The organism is Actinomadura sp. NBRC 104425 (assembly GCF_030269545.1).
GTDB lineage: Bacteria > Actinomycetota > Actinomycetes > Streptosporangiales > Streptosporangiaceae > Spirillospora > Spirillospora keratinilytica.
This window is the reverse complement of the sequence record NZ_BSTN01000001.1, coordinates 227,339-248,629: the sequence shown is the minus strand read 5'-3', so window position 1 is coordinate 248,629 and position 21,291 is coordinate 227,339. Positions and strand designations below refer to the sequence as shown.

General features: G+C 72.1%; 19 protein-coding genes and 1 riboswitch. Of the genes, 13 read left to right on the top strand and 6 right to left on the bottom strand.

The genetic code is table 11. The annotated features are described in order from the left end of the window. Window positions 1-15 precede the first annotated feature (15 nt). The 10 genes from ychF (at window position 16) to QSK22_RS01135 (ending at window position 14,391) form a co-directional block, all read left to right on the top strand. Entirely contained in the window at window positions 16-1,107 is a 1,092-nt protein-coding gene (ychF, locus tag QSK22_RS01180; protein ID WP_285491996.1) for a redox-regulated ATPase YchF, read from the top strand. A 540-nt stretch (window positions 1,108-1,647) separates the two neighbouring features. After that, on the top strand, window positions 1,648-2,679 hold the full coding sequence (locus QSK22_RS01175) for a conjugal transfer protein (RefSeq protein WP_285491995.1): 1,032 nt from the start codon (window positions 1,648-1,650) through the stop codon (window positions 2,677-2,679). 74 nt (window positions 2,680-2,753) lie between these two features. Then, window positions 2,754-3,038, top strand: coding sequence for a hypothetical protein (locus tag QSK22_RS01170; protein ID WP_285491994.1), 285 nt, complete (start codon window positions 2,754-2,756; stop codon window positions 3,036-3,038). A gap of 89 nt (window positions 3,039-3,127) precedes the next feature. Next, on the top strand, window positions 3,128-6,262 hold the full coding sequence (locus QSK22_RS01165) for a TcpE family conjugal transfer membrane protein (protein WP_285491993.1): 3,135 nt from the start codon (window positions 3,128-3,130) through the stop codon (window positions 6,260-6,262). After that, complete coding sequence (locus QSK22_RS01160; RefSeq protein WP_285491992.1) at window positions 6,259-8,760, top strand: ATP-binding protein; 2,502 nt, start codon at window positions 6,259-6,261, stop codon at window positions 8,758-8,760. The genes QSK22_RS01165 and QSK22_RS01160 overlap by 4 nt, the downstream gene beginning before the upstream one ends. A 293-nt stretch (window positions 8,761-9,053) precedes the next feature. Beyond that, window positions 9,054-11,408 carry a type IV secretion system protein gene (locus tag QSK22_RS01155; protein WP_285491991.1) on the top strand — a complete coding sequence of 785 codons (2,355 nt, stop codon included), beginning with the start codon at window positions 9,054-9,056 and terminating at the stop codon, window positions 11,406-11,408. Further along, window positions 11,409-12,047: a hypothetical protein gene (locus QSK22_RS01150; RefSeq protein ID WP_285491990.1), complete on the top strand. Its 639-nt coding sequence runs from the start codon at window positions 11,409-11,411 to the stop codon at window positions 12,045-12,047. It begins immediately after the preceding gene. Next, window positions 12,044-13,099, top strand: coding sequence for a C40 family peptidase (locus tag QSK22_RS01145; protein WP_285491989.1), 1,056 nt, complete (start codon window positions 12,044-12,046; stop codon window positions 13,097-13,099). Before QSK22_RS01150 ends, QSK22_RS01145 begins: the two co-directional genes overlap by 4 nt. A gap of 99 nt (window positions 13,100-13,198) precedes the next feature. Continuing rightward, entirely contained in the window at window positions 13,199-13,987 is a 789-nt protein-coding gene (locus QSK22_RS01140; protein ID WP_285492379.1) for a Mut7-C RNAse domain-containing protein, read from the top strand. Window positions 13,988-14,016: 29 nt separating this feature from the next. Next, on the top strand, window positions 14,017-14,391 hold the full coding sequence (locus QSK22_RS01135; RefSeq protein ID WP_285492378.1) for a (deoxy)nucleoside triphosphate pyrophosphohydrolase: 375 nt from the start codon (window positions 14,017-14,019) through the stop codon (window positions 14,389-14,391). Window positions 14,392-14,476: 85 nt separating this feature from the next. On the opposite strand, the gene QSK22_RS01130 is transcribed toward QSK22_RS01135, so the two are convergent. From QSK22_RS01130 to QSK22_RS01110, 5 genes are all read right to left on the bottom strand, one after another. Further along, entirely contained in the window at window positions 14,477-14,665 is a 189-nt protein-coding gene (locus tag QSK22_RS01130; RefSeq protein ID WP_285491988.1) for a hypothetical protein, read from the bottom strand. A 269-nt stretch (window positions 14,666-14,934) separates the two neighbouring features. Next, on the bottom strand, window positions 14,935-15,123 hold the full coding sequence (locus QSK22_RS01125) for a DUF397 domain-containing protein (RefSeq protein ID WP_285491987.1): 189 nt from the start codon (window positions 15,121-15,123) through the stop codon (window positions 14,935-14,937). A 122-nt stretch (window positions 15,124-15,245) separates the two neighbouring features. Further along, window positions 15,246-15,431: a DUF397 domain-containing protein gene (locus QSK22_RS01120; protein ID WP_285491986.1), complete on the bottom strand. Its 186-nt coding sequence runs from the start codon at window positions 15,429-15,431 to the stop codon at window positions 15,246-15,248. A gap of 126 nt (window positions 15,432-15,557) precedes the next feature. Beyond that, a complete protein-coding gene (locus QSK22_RS01115; RefSeq protein WP_285491985.1) occupies window positions 15,558-15,743 on the bottom strand; it encodes a DUF397 domain-containing protein in 186 nt (61 codons plus the stop codon). Beyond that, window positions 15,740-16,621, bottom strand: a complete 882-nt coding sequence (locus tag QSK22_RS01110) for a helix-turn-helix domain-containing protein (RefSeq protein WP_285491984.1) — start codon at window positions 16,619-16,621, stop codon at window positions 15,740-15,742. The genes QSK22_RS01115 and QSK22_RS01110 overlap by 4 nt, the downstream gene beginning before the upstream one ends. A gap of 361 nt (window positions 16,622-16,982) precedes the next feature. Between QSK22_RS01110 and QSK22_RS01105 the strand changes: the two genes are divergently transcribed. Beyond that, window positions 16,983-17,399, top strand: a complete 417-nt coding sequence (locus QSK22_RS01105) for an ATP-binding protein (RefSeq protein WP_285491983.1) — start codon at window positions 16,983-16,985, stop codon at window positions 17,397-17,399. Further along, entirely contained in the window at window positions 17,396-17,944 is a 549-nt protein-coding gene (locus tag QSK22_RS01100) for an SUKH-4 family immunity protein (RefSeq protein ID WP_285491982.1), read from the top strand. Before QSK22_RS01105 ends, QSK22_RS01100 begins: the two co-directional genes overlap by 4 nt. 27 nt (window positions 17,945-17,971) lie before the next feature. On the opposite strand, the gene QSK22_RS01095 is transcribed toward QSK22_RS01100, so the two are convergent. Continuing rightward, complete coding sequence (locus tag QSK22_RS01095) at window positions 17,972-18,946, bottom strand: C40 family peptidase (protein WP_285491981.1); 975 nt, start codon at window positions 18,944-18,946, stop codon at window positions 17,972-17,974. Between the two features lie 40 nt (window positions 18,947-18,986). Beyond that, window positions 18,987-19,171, bottom strand: a riboswitch (cyclic di-AMP (ydaO/yuaA leader). Between the two features lie 197 nt (window positions 19,172-19,368). Here QSK22_RS01095 and typA point away from each other — a divergent pair. After that, entirely contained in the window at window positions 19,369-21,222 is a 1,854-nt protein-coding gene (gene typA, locus QSK22_RS01090; protein ID WP_285491980.1) for a translational GTPase TypA, read from the top strand. The last annotated feature ends 69 nt before the right edge of the window (window positions 21,223-21,291 follow it).

Genomic DNA, 21,291 nt, shown 5'->3' with positions numbered 1-21,291 from the left:
ATAGACTTGAGGGTCGTGAGCCTTTCCATCGGAATCGTCGGCCTGCCCAACGTCGGCAAGTCCACCCTGTTCAACGCGCTGACCAAGAATGAGGCGCTGGCCGCCAACTACCCGTTCGCGACCATCGAGCCCAACGTCGGCGTGGTCGGGGTGCCCGACCCGCGGCTGACCCGGCTGGCGGAGATGTTCGGCTCGCAGCGGATCGTTCCGGCGACCATGGAGTTCGTCGACATCGCCGGGCTCGTCAAGGGCGCCTCCGAGGGGCAGGGCCTGGGCAACAAGTTCCTGGCCAACATCCGCGAGACCAACGCGATCTGCCAGATCATCCGGGTGTTCAAGGACCCGGACGTCACCCATGTCGACGGCGAGGTGGCGCCCTCCCGCGACATCGAGACGATCAACACCGAGCTGGTCCTGGCCGATCTGCAGACGATCGAGCGGGCCCTGCCGCGCCTGGAGAAGGAGGCGCGCACCAGCAAGGACAAGGACAAGCTCGCGGTCGTCGACGCGGTCACCGCCGCGCAGAAGGTGCTGAACGAGGGCGTCACGCTGTTCGCGGGCGCCGCCGCGGCCGGGATCGATCTGGCGCTGCTGCGGGAGCTGCACCTGCTGACCGCCAAGCCCTTCCTGTACGTGTTCAACCTCGACGAGGAGGAGCTCGGCGACGAGGGCCTGCGCGCCCGGCTGAGCGAGCTGGTCGCCCCGGCCGAGGCCATCTTCCTGGACGCCAAGATCGAGTCCGAGCTGATCGAGCTGCCCGACGACGAGGCGCTGGAGCTGCTGCAGGGCATGGGGCAGGAGGAGTCCGGCCTGTCGCAGCTGGTGCGCATCGGCTTCGACACCCTCGGCCTGCAGACCTATCTGACCGCCGGTCCCAAGGAGGCCCGCGCCTGGACGATCCGCAAGGGCGCCACCGCGCCCGAGGCGGCCGGGGTCATCCACACCGACTTCCAGCGCGGCTTCATCAAGGCCGAGATCGTCTCCTTCGACGACCTGGTCGCCGCGGGCTCCATGGCCGCCGCCCGCAACGCCGGGAAGGTCCGCATGGAGGGCAAGGACTACGTCATGCAGGACGGCGACGTGGTCGAGTTCCGCTTCAACGTCTGACGGCCGGGTGCGGTGTGGGAGTTGCACCGCAACCTGCAGCCCGCCGCCGGCGGGCCGCTCCGGCGCCCCGCCGCGCGGAGGGTGGCCCGGCGGACTGAGCGCCCTTGCCCGCGCGGCGGCGGCCGCGTATCGCCGGTCGCGGTGATTTGTCCGCTTTATAGCAGAGTGTCGGGTTTTTGGGAATGGTCGGCCGAAGTGCCGTCTGACCTGGTAGGTAAGCACCCTCCTGTGCCGGGGCGCTCGTCGCGAAGGGGGTGCGGCGCGCCGTTCGGCGCCATGGATAGCAGATCGTCACCGTTTGGCAATCTTCCCCGTTCCGACTGAGGTGGATTGCATTATCCACAACCGCGTGCCGGGGCTGTGCTTCGCCGCGATGCGCTGGAACAATTGACGCTCGTGGTTACCCTGGGCCCGTAGTGGGGTCCAGAAACCGTGTCGTCCGCCCCCCGGGCGGGCGAGGCCGCACCAGGACAGGACCAGAGCAGGACCAGGCACAGGCAACGACCGCGCCGATCGGGGCGAGGCGCGAGCGGAGGCAGGATGGCTCGCAGGTCGGCCGTGGGAAACGGCCGTGAGACCGCCGTGGTCGAGGAGGCGGCGCCGGCAGGCGCCGCGCTCGGCCAGGCCGTCGATCCGTGGGACGCGCCGGAGGGCGACGGCCGCCGGAAGCGCTCCGGCGGCGGCTCCGGCACCCGGGGAGGCCGCTGGAGCGGCTCCGGCGGCCGCTGGTGGATCTGGGTCGGCCGCGCCGTCCTGTGGGCGCTGATCATCGTCATCGTCGTCAACGGCGTGCGCGCCCCGTTCGAACGCTTCACCGCCGACGACACCGGGTCGTCCGGCACGTCCCGCCCCGAGAAGGGCGCCCGGTTCCCCAGCAGTGCGGCGGGCGCGTTCGCGCTGCAGTTCGCCAACGTCTACCTCAACTACGACCAGAAGAACGCGTCGGCCCGCGAGGAGCAGCTGCGCGCGTTCCTCCCCGAGGACGCCGACGGGCAGTTCGGCTGGAACGGCGTCGGGCAGCTGCAGGTCCAGTCGGTCAACGTCGCCGGCGTGGACGTCAAGGACGACCACAACGGCATCGTCACCGTGCTGGCGCGCAGCCAGGACAAGTGGCTGCGGCTGGCCGTGCCCGTCTACGCCGCCGACGACTCGTCGCTGGTCGTCTCCGGCCGCCCCGCGCTGCTGGCGCCTCTGAGCAAGGCCGCACTCCCGCAGCAGAGCGTGCGCGAACGCGACAGCGCGCTGGAGGCGGAGCTGCAGCCCGTCCTCGGCAACTTCTTCCCGGCGTACGCCAGCAGCAACCAGGCGACGCTGTCGCGCTTCTCCGACGGCGCCGCCATCGGCGGGCTCGCCAACACGGTGACCTTCTACCAGGTCCGCGAGATCATCGCGCCGCGCGGACCGGCGGGCGAGCGGACGGTCACCGCCACCGTCGCCTGGCAGCTGCCCGGCACCGGCCCCTCCGGCGGCGGCGGCGAGCTGGAGCAGACCTACGAACTGGAAATGATCAAGAAGGGGTCCACCTGGTACGTGCGAGACATCCGCGGCGCCACCCCAACGAGCGGATCATGAGAGGCCACGACGTGAGAGCACACCGGGGCCCGACCTCGCGCCGGACCCCCCGTCCAGGAGGTTAGTTTCAGTCGATGCTGCAGCACATCATGGCGTCGATTCCGCTTGACGTCGTCGCGGCGCCCAACGACGAACTGCGGACCGACCAGCTCGCGGACTGGCTGCGCCAGATATTCGGCCCGCTGTTCCTCGTCATCGTGGGCATTGTCGCGATTTTTTTCTTGTTCACCCGGGAAATCACTCGTTTCGTGCAATTCATCGTCCTGGCCATTGGAATCGGGGTGGTCTTCTACGTGCCGAACATCATCGAGACCACGGCCAAAGCGATCGCCAAGGCCCTCGGGGTCGACGTGACCTGAGCAGGGCCCCGCGGTCACCGAGGGAGGTCGGAACGGCCCCGCGCGGGCCGCAGGCGGCACTGTGCTTGCACAGTTAGGGGAGTTGGGGCGTGGATCTACCCACGTACACGAACATATGGCGCATTGAGAAGCGGTTGTACAAGCTGTACGACCTGCGGCTTCCGATGCCTCTGCCGCTCGTCCAGATCGGCGTGTTCGCCGGCGTGTTCGTGCCGTGGATCGTGCTGCTGCGATTTGTCGGCGTCCCCTTCGAGTCCCCGTGGCACGTGCTCTACATCGTTCCGCCGGGGGTGCTGACCTGGCTGGCCACCCGCCCGGTCATCGAGGGCAAGCGGCTGACCGAGCTGCTGCTGTCGCAGGCGCGCTTCCTGGCCGAGCCGCGCACCTGGTGCCGGCTGACCCCGATCCGCGAACCGCGCGAGGTCGTCGTCGTGGCCCGCATCTGGCGCCGCGCCGGCGCGCCCGCCCCGCCCGCCGCGCCCGAACGCGCCGCCATCAAGTCGCGGCGCAGGTCCCGCCGCGCCCGGGTGGCGGTGGAGGAGGCCCCCGTCCCCGCGCTGGCCCCCAGCCCCGCCGTGGCCGCGGCCCCCCAGCCCCTGGCGGAGTACTCCGCCCAGCGCCGGGCCGCCGCCAACGGCTCCCGGCCCGCCGTGGCCGCGACGCGCCCCGCCGAAGCACGCCCCGCCGAAGCACGCCCCACCGAAGCACGCCCCACCGAAGACGGCCACGTCCACTCGGGCGAACTGTCCGCCGCACCGCACCGCCACACCCCGCCGTGGGCGCGCCCCGCCTCGGCGGACGTGGCCGCACCCCGAGCCCGCGCGACCGCGGGGGACGGCCAGGCGACGCAGCCCGCTGCCACCGCCCCACGCAGGTCGCCGTGGTCCGAAGCACCCGCCGACGACGCGGCGTCCCCCCGAGCACAGCGCGACCACTCCGACGCGACCCCCTCCGGCGAAGCCGACGCCCCCGTCCCCGCTCACGCAGCAGACGACGGCAAGCGTTCGCACGGAACCGGTGCTCCCGGCGAGCAGGCAGGCCGCCCCTCGTCGCCGCGGGCGGAGGTCTCTGAGATGCCGCCCGTGCAGCAGCCCGAAGCCGGCGCTCCCGGCCGCGTCCGCGCCGCAGGCGACGGCAGGCGTCCGCCCGAGGCCGGTGCTCCCGCCCAGGGGGCGCGCCGTGGCCCGGCGCCGTGGGCGGACACGCCGACAGGCGCGAAGGCCGGCGACGAGCGCCGTGCGACCGCCCGTGACCAGGCCCCCTCCCCGGCCGCCGCCGACGTGCCCGGCGGCGTTCGCGCACAAGGCGCGGGCGCCCCGAGCGCACAACCTCGGTCCGAGGCGGGCGAGCCCACCCGCGAACGGGAACAGCGGCAGGGAGCCGAGCGGCAGCGGCCCGCGACGGCGCCGCGCAGGTCCTACGTGGTCGGCACCGAGAACGATGTGCGCGTCGCCGGTCCGGAGTCGCTGAAGACCAGAAGGTACAAGCCGTGGCGGCACAGGTCCCGCGACATCGCGCACGAGGACGACGTGCGGGTGGCGCCCGCCGCCCAGGCGGGCGCCGAAGACCGGCCCGGCGAGCTCGACCGGCCCCCGGCCACGCCGACGCTCGAGGCGCCCCCTGCGCAGGACGCCCCGGCGGCCGGGTCCGGCAAGCGCGCCTTCGCCTCCGGCATGCGGCGCCCCGGGGGACCGGCGGAGTTCTGGCAGGCGGCGGAGCCCGGCGGGCAGGAGCAGCCGCCCGCGCAGGAACCGCCGGCGCCCCGTCCCGACATCCCGCGGCAGGCACCTGCCGCTCCCGCCGCGACCCGTCCCGACATTCCGCGTGCCACGCCTCCCGCGCCGGTGACGCGGCCCGACATCCCGGTGCGGCCCCCGCAGGGGGACGGCACCGGCGCTCCCGAACAGACCAGGCCCGAGATCCCGGCGGTGCCGGGGGCCTTCGGCGGCGGAGGGCGGCCCGAACCGCCTCAGCCCCCGCAGCGGCGGCCCCAGCGGCCCGCCGCGCGGGACGGGCGGCCGACGCCCGACGACGGGACCGCCGGGCGCCCCGGGCCGGAGGAGGCGTCCACGCCGCTGCGCCCGGCCGCCGCCGACGCGCGGGTGTGGCCGCCCGTGCCGGCGCCGCGGCACGAGCATGCCGACCCGCAACCGCAGGCCGACGAGCAGGCGCCGGCGGAAGCAGACGCGCACGAGCCGCCGCGCGAGGTGCGGTCGGGGCCCGCGTCGCCCATCCGACCGGGGCCGCCGCCCGTGCAGCCGCGCCCCCGGCCGCGTCCGGTGCCGCTTCCGGAACCGCCCGCGCAGGGGCCCGCCATCACGCCCCCCGACCCCGAGCAGCAGCCCGCGCCCACGGGCGGGCTGCGGCGGCTGCTGCAGGCGGTCGGCGGCGGGCACGCCGAGGCCGACGCCGAGTACGAGCAGCGGCTGCAGCAGCCCTTCCAGGGCACCCGGCACATCGTGGTGCTGGGCTGCACCGGCGGCGCCGGGCAGACCGTCACCGCGCTGATGCTCGGCCACACCTTCGCCCAGCACAACGGCGAACCGGTGGTGGCGATCGACATCAACCCGGGCCCGGGCGCGCTGGCCCGCCGCACCCGCAGCGAGACCAACGAGACGCTCACCGGGCTCATCACCCGCGCCGACCAGGTCACCAGCCTCACCGCGATGCGCCGGTACACCTCGCAGGCCAAGTCCGGGCTGGACGTGATCGCGGCGGGCAAGAACCCGCTGCAGGCGCTGGACGACCGCGACTACGCCCTGGCGATCCGCACGATCGACAAGTTCTACTCGGTGACGCTGCTGGACGCGGCCGCCGCGGTGGTGGCGCGGGTGCTGCCGTACGCCGACCAGCTGGTGCTGGTGGCGCCCGCCAGCGCCGACGCGCCGCGCGCGGTGGCGATGACCTTCGAGTGGCTCGACGGGCACGGCTACTCCGAGCTGCGCTCCCGCGCCGTGACGGTGATCAACGGGGTGAGCCGCCGCAGCATGGACGACGTCGAGCAGGCCGAGGCGGTCGCCCGCGGCCGCTGCCGGGCGCTCGTGCGCATCCCGTGGGACGATCATCTCAGCATGGACCGCGCGCCGCGCAACGAGCTGAGGTCGCTGCGCGCCCCGACGCGGCGTGCCTACCTCGCTCTCGCCGGCGTGGTCGCCGGCGGGTTCGCCCTCGTACCCGAGCGTTACCAGGAGCCGCAGCAGCAGGAGCAGGAGGCCACCCGATGAGCAGGGCAGCGAAGGCTCGGGCGAGCCGGCTGGCGGTGCGGTACTTCGACGACCGGGTACTGCTCACCGACAGCGCGGCATGGGCGTACTTCCGGCTGCCGACGGTGTCGTACGAGTTCACCACCGCCGAGGAGCGCGAGGCGCTGGCCACCAACATCACCATCGCGCTGGCCGGGATCCGGATGCAGGACGCCGAGATCCACCTGCGCATCGCGCACCGCACGTACCCGGCGGCGGACTGGGCGCTGGCGCTGGACCGCACGTCCGACGGCGGGGCCGGCTGGCGCGAGTACCTGGAGGAGACCTACGCGCACGTCTGGGCCAAGGACTTCTGGGCCAAGGAGGTCTATCTGGGCGTGCGGCTCGGCCCGCGCGGCATGGGCGCGCACCTGTCGGGCGGGGTGCTGGCGCAGCTGCTCGGTTTCTACAAGCGCAGCGAGCAGGCGCTGGGCATCGACGACGACGCCATCGACGACAAGGAGATCGCCCGCTGGACCGAGCAGGCCGAGCGGCTCGGCCGGGCGCTGTCGTCGTCGGCGCTGTACGCCAGGCACGCCACCTCCACGGAGGTGGCGTGGCTGTTCCAGCACGCGGTGACCGCCTCGCTGGCCGACCCGCCGCCCTCGGCGGTGCCGCGCCGCACCTGGGGCAGGGGCGAGATCGAGGCCCTGGTCGAGGGCGCCATCCACAACGGCCGCTCGTACCTGAGGGTGGAGCAGCCCAACGTCGGCGGGGTCGGGTCGGGCGCCACCGCCCAGTCGTACGTGGCGTACCTGTCGTTCGCCCGGTTCCCGGACATGATGCCGTTCCCCGACGGCGAACCGTGGCTGCACTACGCCGACGCGCTGCCGTTCCCCGTCGAGATCAGCTCGCGGATGAAGCTGATCCCGCCCGCCAAGGCGTCCAAGGACGTCTCCCGCAAGCTGGCGCACGCCCGCGACATGGACCAGCACATCCGCGAGGCGGGCGCCGAGGCGCCGATCGCGCTGGCCGAGCAGATCGACGCGGCGCGGATGCTGGAGCACGGCATCACCAAGGAGCGGCTGCCGTTCGTGTACGGGTGGCACCGGCTGATCGTGTCGGCGCCGACGGAGGAGCTGCTGGCCCAGCGGGTCGACGCGGTCGTCGAGCACTACCGCGACATCGGCATCGACGTGGTGAACTCCACCGGCGACCAGTTCTCGCTGTTCTGCGAGTCGCTGCCGGGCGACCGGATCAGGCTGAACGCCTACGCGCAGCGCCAGCCGCTGCGCACCATCGCGGGCGGCATGCCCACCGCGACCGTCGACCTCGGCGACCGCCCCGACGACAACGGCGAGGGCTGGGTCGGCCCCTACATCGGCGAGACGCTGGGCCGGGCGCGGTCCATCGTGCACTTCGACCCGCTGGTCGCCGCGGCCCGCAACCGCCCCACCGCGGTCGCGATCACCGGCGAGCCGGGCGGCGGCAAGACCACGCTGGCGCTGCTGCTGCTCTACCAGATGGCGCTGCGCGGGGTGACGATCGCGGCGATCGACCCGAAGGGCGACGCCGAGTCGCTGGTGCAGCTGCTGCGCTCGCGCGGCCGCCGAGCGCGGATCCTGCCGCTGGGGTCGGCGGCGCCCGGCCTGCTGGACCCGTTCTCGTTCGGCGACGACCTGGCCGCCAAGAAGACCATGGCGACCGAGACGCTGCGGCTGCTGCTGCCGCGCATGTCCGAGGAGCGCGAGTCGGCCATGATCCAGGCGGTGGGCGCGGTCGCCAACGCCGACCGGCCCTCGCTCGGCAAGGTCGTCGACTACCTGGAGCAGGCCGCCGACCCGGCGTCCAAGAACCTGGGCGCGGTGCTGCGGTCGATGTCGGAGATGCGGCTGGCGCGGCTGTGCTTCGACCCGTCCGGCGGGGAGCGCATCGACACCGAGGGCTGGACGACGGTGTTCACGCTGAGCGGCCTGACCCTGCCCGACATGGCGATCTCGCGGGACGACTACTCCTACGAGCAGCGCCTGTCGGTGGCGCTGATGTACCTGGTGTCGCAGTTCGCGCGGCGGCTGATGCACGGCCTGGACCGGCGGCTGCCCAAGGCGATCTTCCTGGACGAGGCGTGGGCGATCACCTCCACGCCCGAGGGCGCCAAGCTCGTCCCCGAGGTGTCGCGGATGGGCCGGTCCCGCAACACCGCCCTGATCCTGGTGTCGCAGAACGCCGGAGACCTCTTGAACGAACAGGTGACCAACTGCTTGTCGTCGGTGTTCTCGTTCCGCTCCACCGAACGGGTGGAGGTCGGGAACGTGATGTCGCTGCTGGGGGTGGAGAACTCCGACGAGCACCGGGCCGTGCTGCGCAACCTGGGCAACGGCGAGTGCATCTTCCGCGACCTGGACGGACGGGCGGGCCGCATCGGGATCGACCTGATCTCCGAGGAGCTGCTGCGCTGGCTGGACACCAACCCGACCCGGTCGCGTCCGGAGTCGGAACTCACCGCGGCGGGGGCGGACATCGAGGAGGTCGGCCGATGAGGGGTCCCCGGTGGGCGGTCGCGGCGCGCCGCGCCCGCACGACGGCCCGCCCCGCGCGCGGTGTCGCACGCGGCGGCGGCCTGGCTGGTCGCAAGGTGAGGCGTGGTGTGTCCGGCGGCCGTGCGGCCGTCGGCGGCCGGGGCGGGGGACGTGCCGTGGGGCAGGGCGGCGTTCGGCGTGCCGTGACAGGTCGGATGGTCGGACGTCTGGTGCGGCGGCCGGCCCGCGTGCGCGTGCAGCGTTCACCGGCCGAAGGGCTCGACCCGGCCGCCCTGAGGACGCGGCGGCGGCGCATGCGTCTGGCGCGGCGCCGGTCGGCGGTGCTGCTGGCGCTGCTGGCGGTGTTCCTGCTCAGCCCGGTGGCGCCCGCCGGCGCGTCGATCCCGCTGCCGAGCGTGGGCGACGCCTGCCGTCCGGCCGACTATCCGCCTCCCGAGCAGTACGGGTCGGGCCTCGACGGGATGATCATGCCGCCCGGCTACCCGGACGAGAAGCTGCGCAAGACCCCGGTCGAGGACCTGACCTACTACGACCGGTACGGGACGGTCGGCCAGTACTGGTACGCGGTCGACATGGGCTGCTCGGACGCGATGGCCATGATGGGCAACGCGCTGGCCAACACCACGTTCACGCTGGTGCGCGTCATCGACCGCACCACCATCAGCGTGTACCAGGCCGCCGCGTCCGACTCGCTGCTGGGCTGGCTCAAGAACACCGTCGACGGCGTCATCAGCGATATCGGCACGACGTTCAACGCCCGCTACTGGTCCTGGGTGGTGATCCTGGGCGCGATGTGGCTGGCCTGGTGGGGGCTGGTCCGCAAGCGCGCCAGCAGGGTCACCGAGGGCGTGATCTGGATGGTCGCGGCCATGGTGGCGCTGATCTGGCTGATCGCCCGTCCGGGGGACTTCACCACGCTCGGCACCAAGGTGTCGGAGGCGACCAGCGCCGCGTTCAACGCCGCGCTGCCGCAGAGCGACACCCGCGGCAGCACCTGCATCCCGCGGCCGGACGGCAAGCCGGACCCGGCGACCACGACGAAGGTGGACGCCACCACCCGCAACGCCAACGGGCTGTGGGTGGCGCTGGTGTGCAAGCCGTGGCTGATGGGCGAGTTCGGCACCGCCGACCCCGACGCCAAGATCGTCAAGGAGAACGCCGACAAGCTGCTGTGGGCGCAGGCGGTCGACATGCCCGAGGCCTACGGCAAGCAGAAGCTCGACCTGAGCAAGAAGAACGACACCTACAAGGACGTCGCCAAGAACATCGAGGAGGAGCACGCCGGCGTCTATCCGCTGTTCCAGGGCAAGAACTGGCAGGGCCGACTCGCGGTAGCCTTCGGCGGGCTGTTCGCCGCGCTGGTCGCGGGGCTGCTCATCCTGGTCATCGCCATCGCGTTGATCGTGGTGAAGATCGCGTTCCTGCTGCTGCTGGTGGCCGGGCCGATCTTCCTGGGCATCGGCATCCATCCGGGCATCGGCCGGGTGATCGCGGTGCGCTGGCTGGAGCTGCTGCTGTCGATGCTGCTCAAGCAGGCCGCGCTGATCGGCGTGCTGTCGCTGCTGCTGTGGGCGTACGGGCTGATCCTCGGCGAGACGCTGCCGTGGGGCCTGCAAATCCTGCTCATCGCGCTGGTCACGTTCGCGGCGTTCGTCTACCGCAAACCGTTCCAGCACCTGTTCTCCGCGGTCGGCTACTCGGCCGTGGGGGCGCGGGAGAAGAGCGAGGCGCAGCTCGACAAGTCGGTGGTGGAGACGCGCAAGAACACCACGGCGCTGGCGACCGCGGTGGTGCCCGGCGCGGCCGGGTACCGGCTGGGCCGTCTCGGCAAGAACGAGGCCGGTGCCGACACGGCGGGGCTGTCGGAGGCGTCCGTCGGCGCCGGCACAACGTCCGAGCGGCGCGGCGGGGTCGGCGCGGCGGCGGGGAACGGCGAGGGCTCCTCCGCGGACGCGGCACCGGTGCTGGCGGCCAAACCGCGCAACGCGGCGGCGGCCGGACGGTCGCGGCGCGCCGCCCCGCCGCTGAACCTGCCGACGCGCGGCGGGCTGTCCGACCGCGCGGTCACGGCGCGGGCCGCGGGCGGTGAAGCCTCCGGCGGCGGCGCCGCGCCGTCCAGCAGCGGCGGCAGCGGTGGTGGCGGCGGCGGTGGCTCGTCGTCGGGCGGCGGAACCGGCACGGCGCGTCCCACCTCGTGGACGGGCCGGGGCGGCGCCGTCGCGGCCGGTGACGGGGCGTCCTCGGGAGGCGGCGGCTCGTCCGGCGGCGGTGCGTCCGGTGGCGGGTGGTTCGCCGGCGGCGGCCGTTCCAACGGCGGATCCTCGGGCGGCGGACGTTCGTCCGGGGGAGCGTCGAGCGGCGGCGGCCGCGTCCGGGCGGGCGGTGGCTCGGGCTCCGGCGGGTCCGGTTCGGGCGGCGGTTCGAGCGTGGCGCGTCGGCCGCGTGACGCCGCGGCCGGTGTGCCCAGGCCGCGTTCCGCCGACGGCTCCGGCGGCTCGGGCGGCTCCGGCAACGGTTCCGGCGGCGGCTCGGGCAACGGCGGCAGGCCGCAGCCTCCGCCGCTGTGGGCGCGCCGCGGCCGGGACGAGGGCCCGCCGATGCCGTTCTGGCTCCGTCCGGTGGAACGCGAACGGCAGCGGGACGAGTAGATGAACCTGTCCGACCGTCAGCGCAGGTTCCTGTTCGCCGGTCTGGTGGTGGTCCTCGCCGCGATCGGGGTGTACCTGACGGTGGCCGCGCCCGACGGCGACGGGGAGAAGGAGACGGGCGGCCGCTCGGCGGCGGCCGTGCCGAGCGCGACGGGGCCCGCGTCCCCGCCGCCCGGGATCTCCTCGGCGGTGGACCCGAACTCCTTCGACATCTACCGGCTGCTGCCGTTCTCCCAGCGCGAGTTCGCCACCGCCGCCGATGTGGCGCAGCGGTTCGTCGCCGCGCACGGCACGTACCGGTACGACGAGGGCCCGCAGACGTACGCGCAGCGGCTGTCCGGCCTGGTCACCGACGACCTGCTGACCGAGCTGGTACGCGGCGAGAGCTCCCCCGGGCAGCTGGAGGAGCGGCGCCGCCGGCAGGAGGTCGCCGAGTGCACCGCCACGCTCGACCGGGTCCGCGACATCGAAGACAACTCGATCATCTTTCTGGTGACCGGCAAACAGCAGGTCACCCGCGGGGGGCAGAAGAGCGAGAACAGCCGGCAGTGGGCGGTGACCGTGGCGCGCGACGGGGGAGCGATGCGCGTCTACGCGGTCGCGCCCGCCGACGAGGGACAGGCGGGTGACACCGGATGAACCGTCGTACCGTCCTGCTGGCCACGGCGTTCGGCGCGGTCGGCATGCTCTTCGCGACGTTGATGGTCGTCCCGGTGCTGTTCGGGTCGACCCAGTTCCTGTTCGGCGGGGGCACCGCGGGCTGCGTCGACACCTCCAAGGCCGGCGCGCAGCCCGCCGAGGCGTCCGACGCCCGCTCCATCCCCGCGGACTACCTCGCGCTCTACAAGAAGGCGGGCAAGGACTACGGCATCCCGTGGAACGTCCTGGCCGGTATCGGCAAGGTCGAGACCAACCACGGCACCTCCCGGCTGCCGGGCGTGTCCAGCGGCGAGAACTACGCGGGCGCGGGCGGCCCCATGCAGTTCCTGGCCGCCACGTTCCGCGAGTTCGGCGTCGACGGCAACGGCGACAACAAGAAGGACCGCTACGACCCCGCCGACGCCATCCCGTCCGCGGCCCGCTACCTCAAGCACAACGGCGCCCCGCAGCGCATGCGCACCGCCATCTTCATGTACAACCACTCGTGGGACTACGTGAACCTCGTGCTGAGCTGGGCCAAGCGGTACGCGGCCGGCGACTTCGAGGTCGTGCAGTCCAACGGCGTCGAGTGCGACGACAACGAGCTGCCGGCCGGCATCGACGGCCTGGTGCAGCGCATCATCGCCTTCGCCATGGCGCAGCGCGGCAAGCGGTACATCTTCGGCGCAAACGGCCCCGACGCGTGGGACTGCTCCAGCCTGGTGCAGGGCGCCTACCGCTCGGTGGGCCTGCGGATCCCGCGCACCACCTTCGAGCAGTGGCCGTTCGGCGTGCGGATTGCCAAGGGCAAGGAGCAGCCCGGCGACCTGGTGTTCTTCAACTCCGGCCCGGGCACCAGCCCGAACAACCCCGGCCACGTCGGCATGGTCATCGGCAACGGCAAGATGATCGTGGCGAGCTGCTCGACCTGCGTGCCCAACATCGGCGTCAAGTCGTACAAGCGCGGCGACTGGGTCGGCACCACCCGCCCCCTGGCCACCGACAACCTCAAAAAGCAGCTCGCCCAGCTGGACGCCGACGCCTCCGGCTGATCCACGGCCCGGCACCTGATCGCCGCCGATTATTCAGGTGGGACCGGGGCCTTGGCGTGGCATGCTGGCCGCGTGGAGCCCAAGACACCCGAGATCCGGATGCGCGTCGCCCCCGAGCTGCTGCTGTTCCTGCCCGCCGCGCGCAGGCGGGAGGAGCAGACGGTGGCCTGCGACGGAACCTCGACGCTGGGGCACCTCGTGGAGGCCCTCGGCGTTCCGCTGCCCGAGGTCGGTGCGCTGACGGCCGACGGCGTCCGGGGCGGACCGTCGCACCAGCCGTCGCCGGGCGAGCGGGTCGAGGTCGCGTCGGTGCCGCGCCCCCAGCCGGTGCCGCTGGAGCCCGGCCAGGACGCGCCGCGGTTCCTGCTGGACGTGCATCTGGGCACGCTGGCGCGGCGGATGCGGCTGCTCGGCTTGGACACCGCCTACCACAACGACATGGACGACCCGGCCCTGGTCGTGCAGGCCAACGAGGAGCGGCGGGTGCTGCTGACCCAGGACCGCGGCCTGCTGCGCCGCCGGGCCCTGTGGTTCGGCGCGTACGTGCGCGGCGCCCGCCCCGACGACCAGCTGCGCGACCTGCTCGACCGGTTTGCGCCGGCGCTGTCGCCGTGGACGCGCTGCACCGCCTGCAACGGGCGGCTGGTCCCCGTTGGCAAAGAAGAGGTCGCGCCCGAGCTGGCGGACGGGACGCGGCGCAGCTACGACGTGTACGGTCGGTGCACCGAGTGCGGCCAGGTCTACTGGCGCGGGGCGCACGGCGGGCACCTGGAGAAGATCGTCCGGGAGGCCGCGCGCACGGTCGCGGCGGCCCGTGCCGCCCGCCCGGCGTCCTCGCCCGGCGCGCCGGGACCGGGGGCGGGCGGCGTGGACAGCGCCGCGTCCTGAGAGAGGGGCTGGTCACGATCAACGTGGTGGTGGGGGCGGCGATCATCGCCGGGGGACGGCTGCTGGCCGCCCAGCGCGGCGAGCCTCCGGAGCTGGCCGGCGGCTGGGAGTTCCCCGGCGGCAAGGTCGATCCGGGCGAGTCGGACCGGGACGCCCTGGTCCGCGAGTGCCATGAGGAACTGGGCGTCAAGATCGCGCTTATCGACCGGATCGGCGGCGACTGGCCGCTCGCGCTCGGCGCGGGAAGCGTGCTGCGGGTGTGGACGGCGGAGCTGGTCGAGGGCCGGCCGGAGCCGCTGGAGCATCTGGCGCTGCGCTGGCTGAGCCCCGACGAGCTGTACGACGTGGCGTGGCTGCCCGGCGACCTGCCGGTCGTCGCGGCGATCCGCCCTCACCTGCGCTGACGAAAGCGTTCCTGGAGACGGGCGGGGCCTACGACCCGGTGCAGCGGGTCAGCGGGTCGTAGGCCGAGGCCGGCGGCGGCGTGGATCAGTCTTTGCCGGGGCCGCCGAGCGCCACGTCCACCCGCTGCCCGTCCCATCCGTCGGCCGTCCGCCAGATCACGGAGACGTCGAAGGCCTCCGACAGCACGTCCACGACCCAGGGGTCGGCGGGCGCGTCGGGCAGGACGAGGAACCGCTGGTCGGCGGGCTGCCCCTCGGCGTACTGGACTTCCATGATCCTCAGCACCGCTTCCCGCAGGCGCGCATAGCTGGTCTCGCCCTCGCCGAGGACCTCGTAGAAAACCTTTCCCGCAGGTCCCTCGCACAGGATATCGGCGGTCGGCGAGTGGGAGACCGGCTGAACGCCGAGGACGCACCGGGCCCCTACCTGACCGGTTTTCGAGGGTTGAAGCCCGGGGTCTCCACACTTAGGAGTTTTCGATGAAAAGCACCGGCCCTGGGGTAGTCGTTATCACTTCAAGGTCGGTCAGTTTTGGTGCTGTGTCAACGGGGGAGCGAGCGGACCGCTCTCAGGAAGGCACGCCATTCCTCCTGAGTGAGTTCTAGGGGGAAACCCGGGGCCTTCGAGTCTTGGATTCCGATGGTGCCGTCGGTGGCTCGGGCGACTTCGACGCACTCGCCGTTCGGATTGCTGTGGCTCGATTTACGCCAGCCGTTGTAGTGCTTCGCCATATTCTTCATTCTGGCGGGTCGGTGTGTCAGTTGGCTGACTGAGGAAGGGGGAGCTGGCTTGTGTGTAAATGTGAACCGGCCTTGAGGTCAGTGTCTTGATCTCAAGGCCGGTGGGGGTGGTGTCAGTGGTGTGTGCGGAGTGTGTTGAGGAGGGTTCGCCATTCGTTGGGGATCAGCTCTAGAATGTTGCTTGGGGCTTTGGAGTCTTGGATGCCGATGGTGCCGTCGGTGGCTCGGGCGACTTCGATACAGTGGCCGTTTGGTTCGCTGTGGCTTGATTTACGCCAACCGGTGTAGTTCTTGGCCATGATCCTGATTATGGCGGGTTGGTGTGTCAGTCGGCTGGCTGAGGAAGGGTGGGCTGGCTTGTGTGTAAACGTGAACCGGCCTTGAGACCAGCGTGTTGACCTCAAGGCCGGTTCGGGGTGGTGGTGTCAGTGGTGTGCGCGAAGCCTGTTGAGGAGGGCGCGCCATTCGTTGGGGGTCAGCTCCAGGTGGGGGCCTGGATTCTTGGAGTCTTGGACGCCGATGGTGCCGTCCGAGGCCCGAGCCACTTCGACGCAGTGGCCGTTCGGGTCGCTGTGGCTTGATTTGCGCCAGTTGCTGTAGTGCCTGGTCATACTCCCGATCCTGCCGCGTCGGTCAGTCGGTCGGCTGCCTGACTGAGATATGTGAGGCTGGCCTCGGGGGACAGGGCAGCCTCCCGAAGACGGTTGTACATCCCGGTATACCGCACGATCTCGCGTCGTTTGGTGACCAGGAGGTCGGAGGTGACGGTGTCGACCACTGCCAGCGGTGTGTCGCCGGGGTCGGGGAAGGTGTACAGGAAGAACGATGACTTGGGGAGCAGGCCGCCAGGGATGCGAGCGTCGTACGGCAGCACACGAAGGGTGAGCCGTTCGTGCTCGGACACCACCTGGATCATGTGCTTGAGTTGGGCAGCCATCACCTGGGGTGGGATGGCCAGACGGTGAAGGACGCACTCGTCCAGTACGGCCTCGTAGCTGGGGCCATCCTCGCGCAGGAGCTCCTGCTGACGCCGTAGGCGAGCATCGGCCATGCGCTCCGGACGGTATTCGAGCGTTCCCTGGAGCTGGTCCAGTTCGACCAGAGAGCAGATGAACTCGGGAGTCTGCAGGACTCCGGGGATGCTGGTCTGGTCGTAGATGCGGATGGTGTCCGCGCCGGACTCCAGGTCGGCGGCGAGGCGCTGGCGGGGACCCATGGAGTCCCCAAAGCGGTCCCACCAGCCCTTGGCAGCGGCGTCGCGGGCCAGGCGCAGCATCTTGTCGTATCGGTTGCCGGTGACGTCGAGCCGTTCGAGGAGGTCCATGATCTCGGCGACGTTCGGGCGGACCTGGGCGTTCTCCAGCCGGGTGATCTTGGTGCGGGAGTGGAACAGGACCTGGCCGAGTTCCTCAGCGGTCATGCCGCGCTCCTCGCGGAGCTTGCGCAGTTCGGCCGCGAGTCGGCGGCGACGGACATAGGGGCTCGGCATGGCCGTCTCCCTCCGTGTGATGACACAGCGTGCGGATCGCTAACTTTCTGCGACCGATCCGCATCACGCAATGTAATGGCCGGTTGCGGTCGTGCGCCCCGGTTCCGCAACTCTTTTCGCATCACGGGCCGGAATTCGCACGTGCGCGGGCTGCACGTGCGCGTGCGTGCGGTGCGAGCACGGCACGGGCGCAAGGCGGAATCAACGGCGCGGGATCGTGCCAATTGAGGCGCCAGCCGCTCACAGTCGCCGATTGTTCGTGCTCGGATGGCCACGCGTTGTGACGATGTGCAAGAGGCGGAGGGTGAATCCCCGACGCTCCGTCAGGCTCCTTCAGCATCCGAGGTGTCCCATGCCCCTGATGGCGATCCCCGCGACCGGCGCCGCGCCGATGCACTGGCGCCGTGTCTTCCCCGGCGGTCTCGAACAGGTCGCCCGCGCACGCAGGTTCGTCGCCTGCCTGCTCGACGGCTGCCCATATCTGGACGACGTTCTGCTCGCCGCGGACGAGCTGGTGGCCAACGCGCTCCGCCACACCAGGTCCGGCCAGGACGGCGGCTCGTTCGTCGTCGAAGTGCTGCGGAGCGACGGCCGGGTCGCGGTTTCGGTCGCCGACCAGGGCGGCCCGGGGGTGCCCGTCCCGGCGGACGCGTCCGAGTGGGACGAGACCGGGCGCGGCTTGCGGACCCTCGCCCTGCTGGCCGACAGCTGGGGGTGGCACGGCAACGCCGAAGGCCGCACCGTGACCGCCGTCTTCACCGAGGAGAAGGCCGCATGACCGGCGGACTGGCGGCTCAGCACGGCAGGCTTCAGGACCGGGTCGACTCGGTGATGCTGATCGCGATGCGGGCCGACGTCCGCGCGATCCACACGGTCGCGGGCGACGGCCGGGCGGACTGGCAGACCCGCACCTTCGTGCGCGAGGCGCGGCGGCTGACGCTCGGCTGCGCGGCTGGGCTGAGCGCCGTGCTGGACAGGCACCGGCCGGGCACGGACCCCTACGGGCACGAGGTCTGCCGGGCCTGCGGCACGTCCGCCTGTTCGACGCTCAAGGCCATTGCGGACGTCTTCGCGGCCTATGCGGTCCGTCCGGCGGCCGTGGACCGCGCGGAGGCGTGGCGGCGGGCGGACGCGTACCTGGGAGCGCGCGGGGTGCCGCTGGTGATCGAGGAGTTCGCCGAGGGATTCGTCGCCCGGCCCGTCCCCGGCGGCAACGGCCTGCTGGTCGTCGACCGGGCCACCGGGGCGCTCACCCGCTGGCCGGACCTGCCCACCGCCGAATTGGCCGAGCGCTACCGCCATTACCTGCGCGGCGCGCCGTAGGCCGTCGGCTCTCCGGCCCGCGCCGGGTCAGGAGATGCGGTTGGCGCCCGCGTAGTCGGAGCGGTCCGACAGCTTGGAGATCTTGACGACGTCGCCGGTCTGCGGGGCGTGCAGGTACTTGCCGTCGCTCAGATAGATCCCCATGTGGTGCAGGTCGCTGCCGAAGTAGACCAGGTCGCCCGAGCGCAGTTCGCTGCGGTCGACCTTGTGGCCCAGCTCGTAGAGGGCGCCGGTGTAGTGCGGCAGGCCCTTCTTGCCGACCTGCGCGTACGCCCACACCACCAGGCCCGAGCAGTCGAAGCTGTTCGGTCCGGCCGCGGCCCACACGTACGGGCTGCCGAGCTTGGAGTAGGCCTTGCGCGCCATCTTCGCGGGCAGCCCGGAGCCCTTGATGGTGGCCGTCAGGCCGGTCCTGGGGTCCTTGGCCTTGGTCGTGGTGAGCTTGTCGAGCTGCTTTTCGACCTCCTCGACCTTGGCCTTGGCGGCGTTGCGGGCGGTCTGCGCCTGGGCGGCGGCGCGCTGCACCTGCGCCGTCTTGGCGGCGGCCTCGCGCTGCGCCCGGTCGGCCCGGTCGATCTGCGCCTGGAGGCTTCCCAGCGCGGCGGTCTGGCTCTGCACCAGGTACGCCGACGCCGACAGGGCCCTGGCGTCGCCGGAGGAGAGCAACAGCGTGTCGGGGCCGCCGCTCATGTAGTTGGCGGCGGCGAGCTTGCCGAGCTGCGCGCGGGCGGGGGCGGCCTGCTGCTCCAGCGCGGCGGCGGTCCGGGCTGCGGCGCGTTCGGCGCGCCGGGCCTTGTCCAGCTCGACGCGCGTCTTGTTGTACTGCTCGGTGAGTCGCTCGGCCTCGGTGTTCAGCTCGTCCAACTGCTTGCGCAGTTCACTTTCGCTGGGGCGGCCGGGGTCGGCGAGGCGCGGCGCGGCGGCCGGGGCGGTCGCGGCGGCGGGGGCGACGGTCCAGCCGAGGGCGACGGAGGCCGCGGCGGCCGCTGCGAGGGTGGACACGGCGACGCGCCGTGGACGGTGACCGGGGGGCAAGGTCGTGCACTCCTCTCCTCGTCCGCCTACCGGGTTAGCTGACGGGTTCGGGCCGGGAGTTCGCCCTACGGCGCGGGCGCGCGTCACCGGTGACGGTGCGACCTGCGTCGATTCACCCCGAGTCCCGGGGGCGGCGGCGCCCCGGGATGTGGTTCCCCGGCTCCCCGCGAGGGGATTCGGCGGTCCGGCCGCAGCCCGCGCAGCGGTCCGGCGGGCTCCAAGACGGCCGGGTCCGGGAGAGACTACAAAGAAACCGTAAAACACAGCAACCAGGGCATATGTGGTGAACGTGATGTGCGGTTCGCCGGGACGGTACGGACCGGCAAGTAGAATCGGGCTGGCCGCGGCTCCGCGGCGACTCCCTGCACCTCCACCAGAGCGAGAAGCGCATGCCCATCTCCACCCGCGACGACCTCCGGAACGTCGCGATCGTCGCCCACGTCGACCACGGCAAGACGACGCTGGTCGACGCCATGCTCTGGCAGTCCGGGGCGTTCCGCGCGAACCAGGACGTCAACGAGCGCGTGCTGGACTCCGACGCCCTGGAGCGGGAGAAGGGCATCACGATCCTGGCCAAGAACACCGCCGTCCGGCACGGCGGGCTCACCATCAACATCATCGACACCCCCGGCCACGCCGACTTCGGCGGCGAGGTCGAGCGCGGCCTGTCCATGGTCGACGGGGTGGTGCTGCTGGTGGACGCCAGCGAGGGCCCGCTGCCGCAGACCCGGTTCGTGCTGCGCAAGGCCCTGGAGGCCCGGCTGCCGGTCATCCTGGTGATCAACAAGACCGACCGGCCGGACGCCCGCATCGCCGAGGTCGTCGACGAGACCTACGAGCTGTTCATGGACCTCGGCGCCGACGACGAGCAGATCGAGTTCCCGATCGTCTACGCCTCCGGTCGCGCGGGCCGGGCGTCCCTGCGGGCCCCCGGCAACGGCGAGCTGCCCGACTCGCCCGACCTGGAACCGCTCTTCCAGGTGATCAAGGACACCGTCCCGGCGCCGTCCTACGACCCCGACAGCCCGCTTCAGGCGCACGTCACCAACCTGGACGCCTCCAGCTACCTCGGCCGCATCGCGCTGTGCCGGGTGCACGCCGGCACCATCAAAAAGGGCCAGCAGGTCGCCTGGTGCCGCCGCGACGGCAGCGTCGAGCGGGTGCGGGTCAGCGAGCTGCTGATGACCGAGGCGCTGGAGCGCAAGCCCGCCGAGGAGGCCGGGCCCGGCGACATCATCGCCATCGCCGGCATCCCCGACATCATGATCGGCGAGACCATCGCCGACCCGGACGACCCGCGCCCGCTGCCGCTGATCACCGTGGACGAGCCCGCGATCTCCATGACGATCGGCACCAACACCGGGCCGCTGGCCGGCCGGGAGAAGGGCACCAAGGTCACCGCCCGGCTGGTCAAGGACCGCCTGGACCGCGAGCTGGTCGGCAACGTGTCCATCCGGGTGCTGCCCACCGACCGCCCCGACGCCTGGGAGGTGCAGGGCCGCGGCGAACTGGCCCTGGCCATCCTGGTGGAGAACATGCGCCGCGAGGGCTACGAGCTGACCGTCGGCAAGCCCCAGGTCGTCGCCAAGGAGATCGACGGCAGAAAGCACGAGCCCGTCGAGCGGCTCACCGTCGACATCCCCGAGGAGCACCTGGGCGCCGTCACCCAGCTGCTGGCCGTCCGCAAGGGCCGCATGGAGCAGATGACCAACCACGGCACCGGCTGGATCCGGCTGGAGTTTTTGGTCCCGGCGCGCGGCCTGATCGGGTTCCGCACCGAGTTCCTCACCGAGACCCGCGGCACCGGCATCGCCCACCACGTCTTCGAGGGCTACGAGCCGTGGTTCGGCGAGCTGCGCACCCGCCCCACCGGCTCGCTGGTCGCCGACCGCTCCGGCGCCGCCACCGCCTACGCACTCATCAACCTGCAGGAGCGCGGCACCTTCTTCGTCGGCCCGGGCACCGAGGTCTACGAGGGCATGATCGTCGGGGAGAACTCCCGCGCCGACGACATGGACGTCAATATCTGCAAGGAGAAGCAGAAGACCAACATCCGCTCGTCCACCGCCGAGGCGACCGAGACGCTGACGCCTCCGCGCCCGCTGAGCTTGGAGCAGGCCCTGGAGTTCATCCGCGAGGACGAGTGCGTCGAGGTCACCCCGTCCGCCGTGCGCCTGCGCAAGGTCGTCCTGGACGCCAAGGAACGCGAACGCATCCGCGCCCGCACCAAGCGCTCGAACTGAGGTGCGTCGGCCCTTCGCAAGCCGCTGACAAGACCGGGCGGCCCTCCAAGGGGAGGGCCGCCCGTTTCG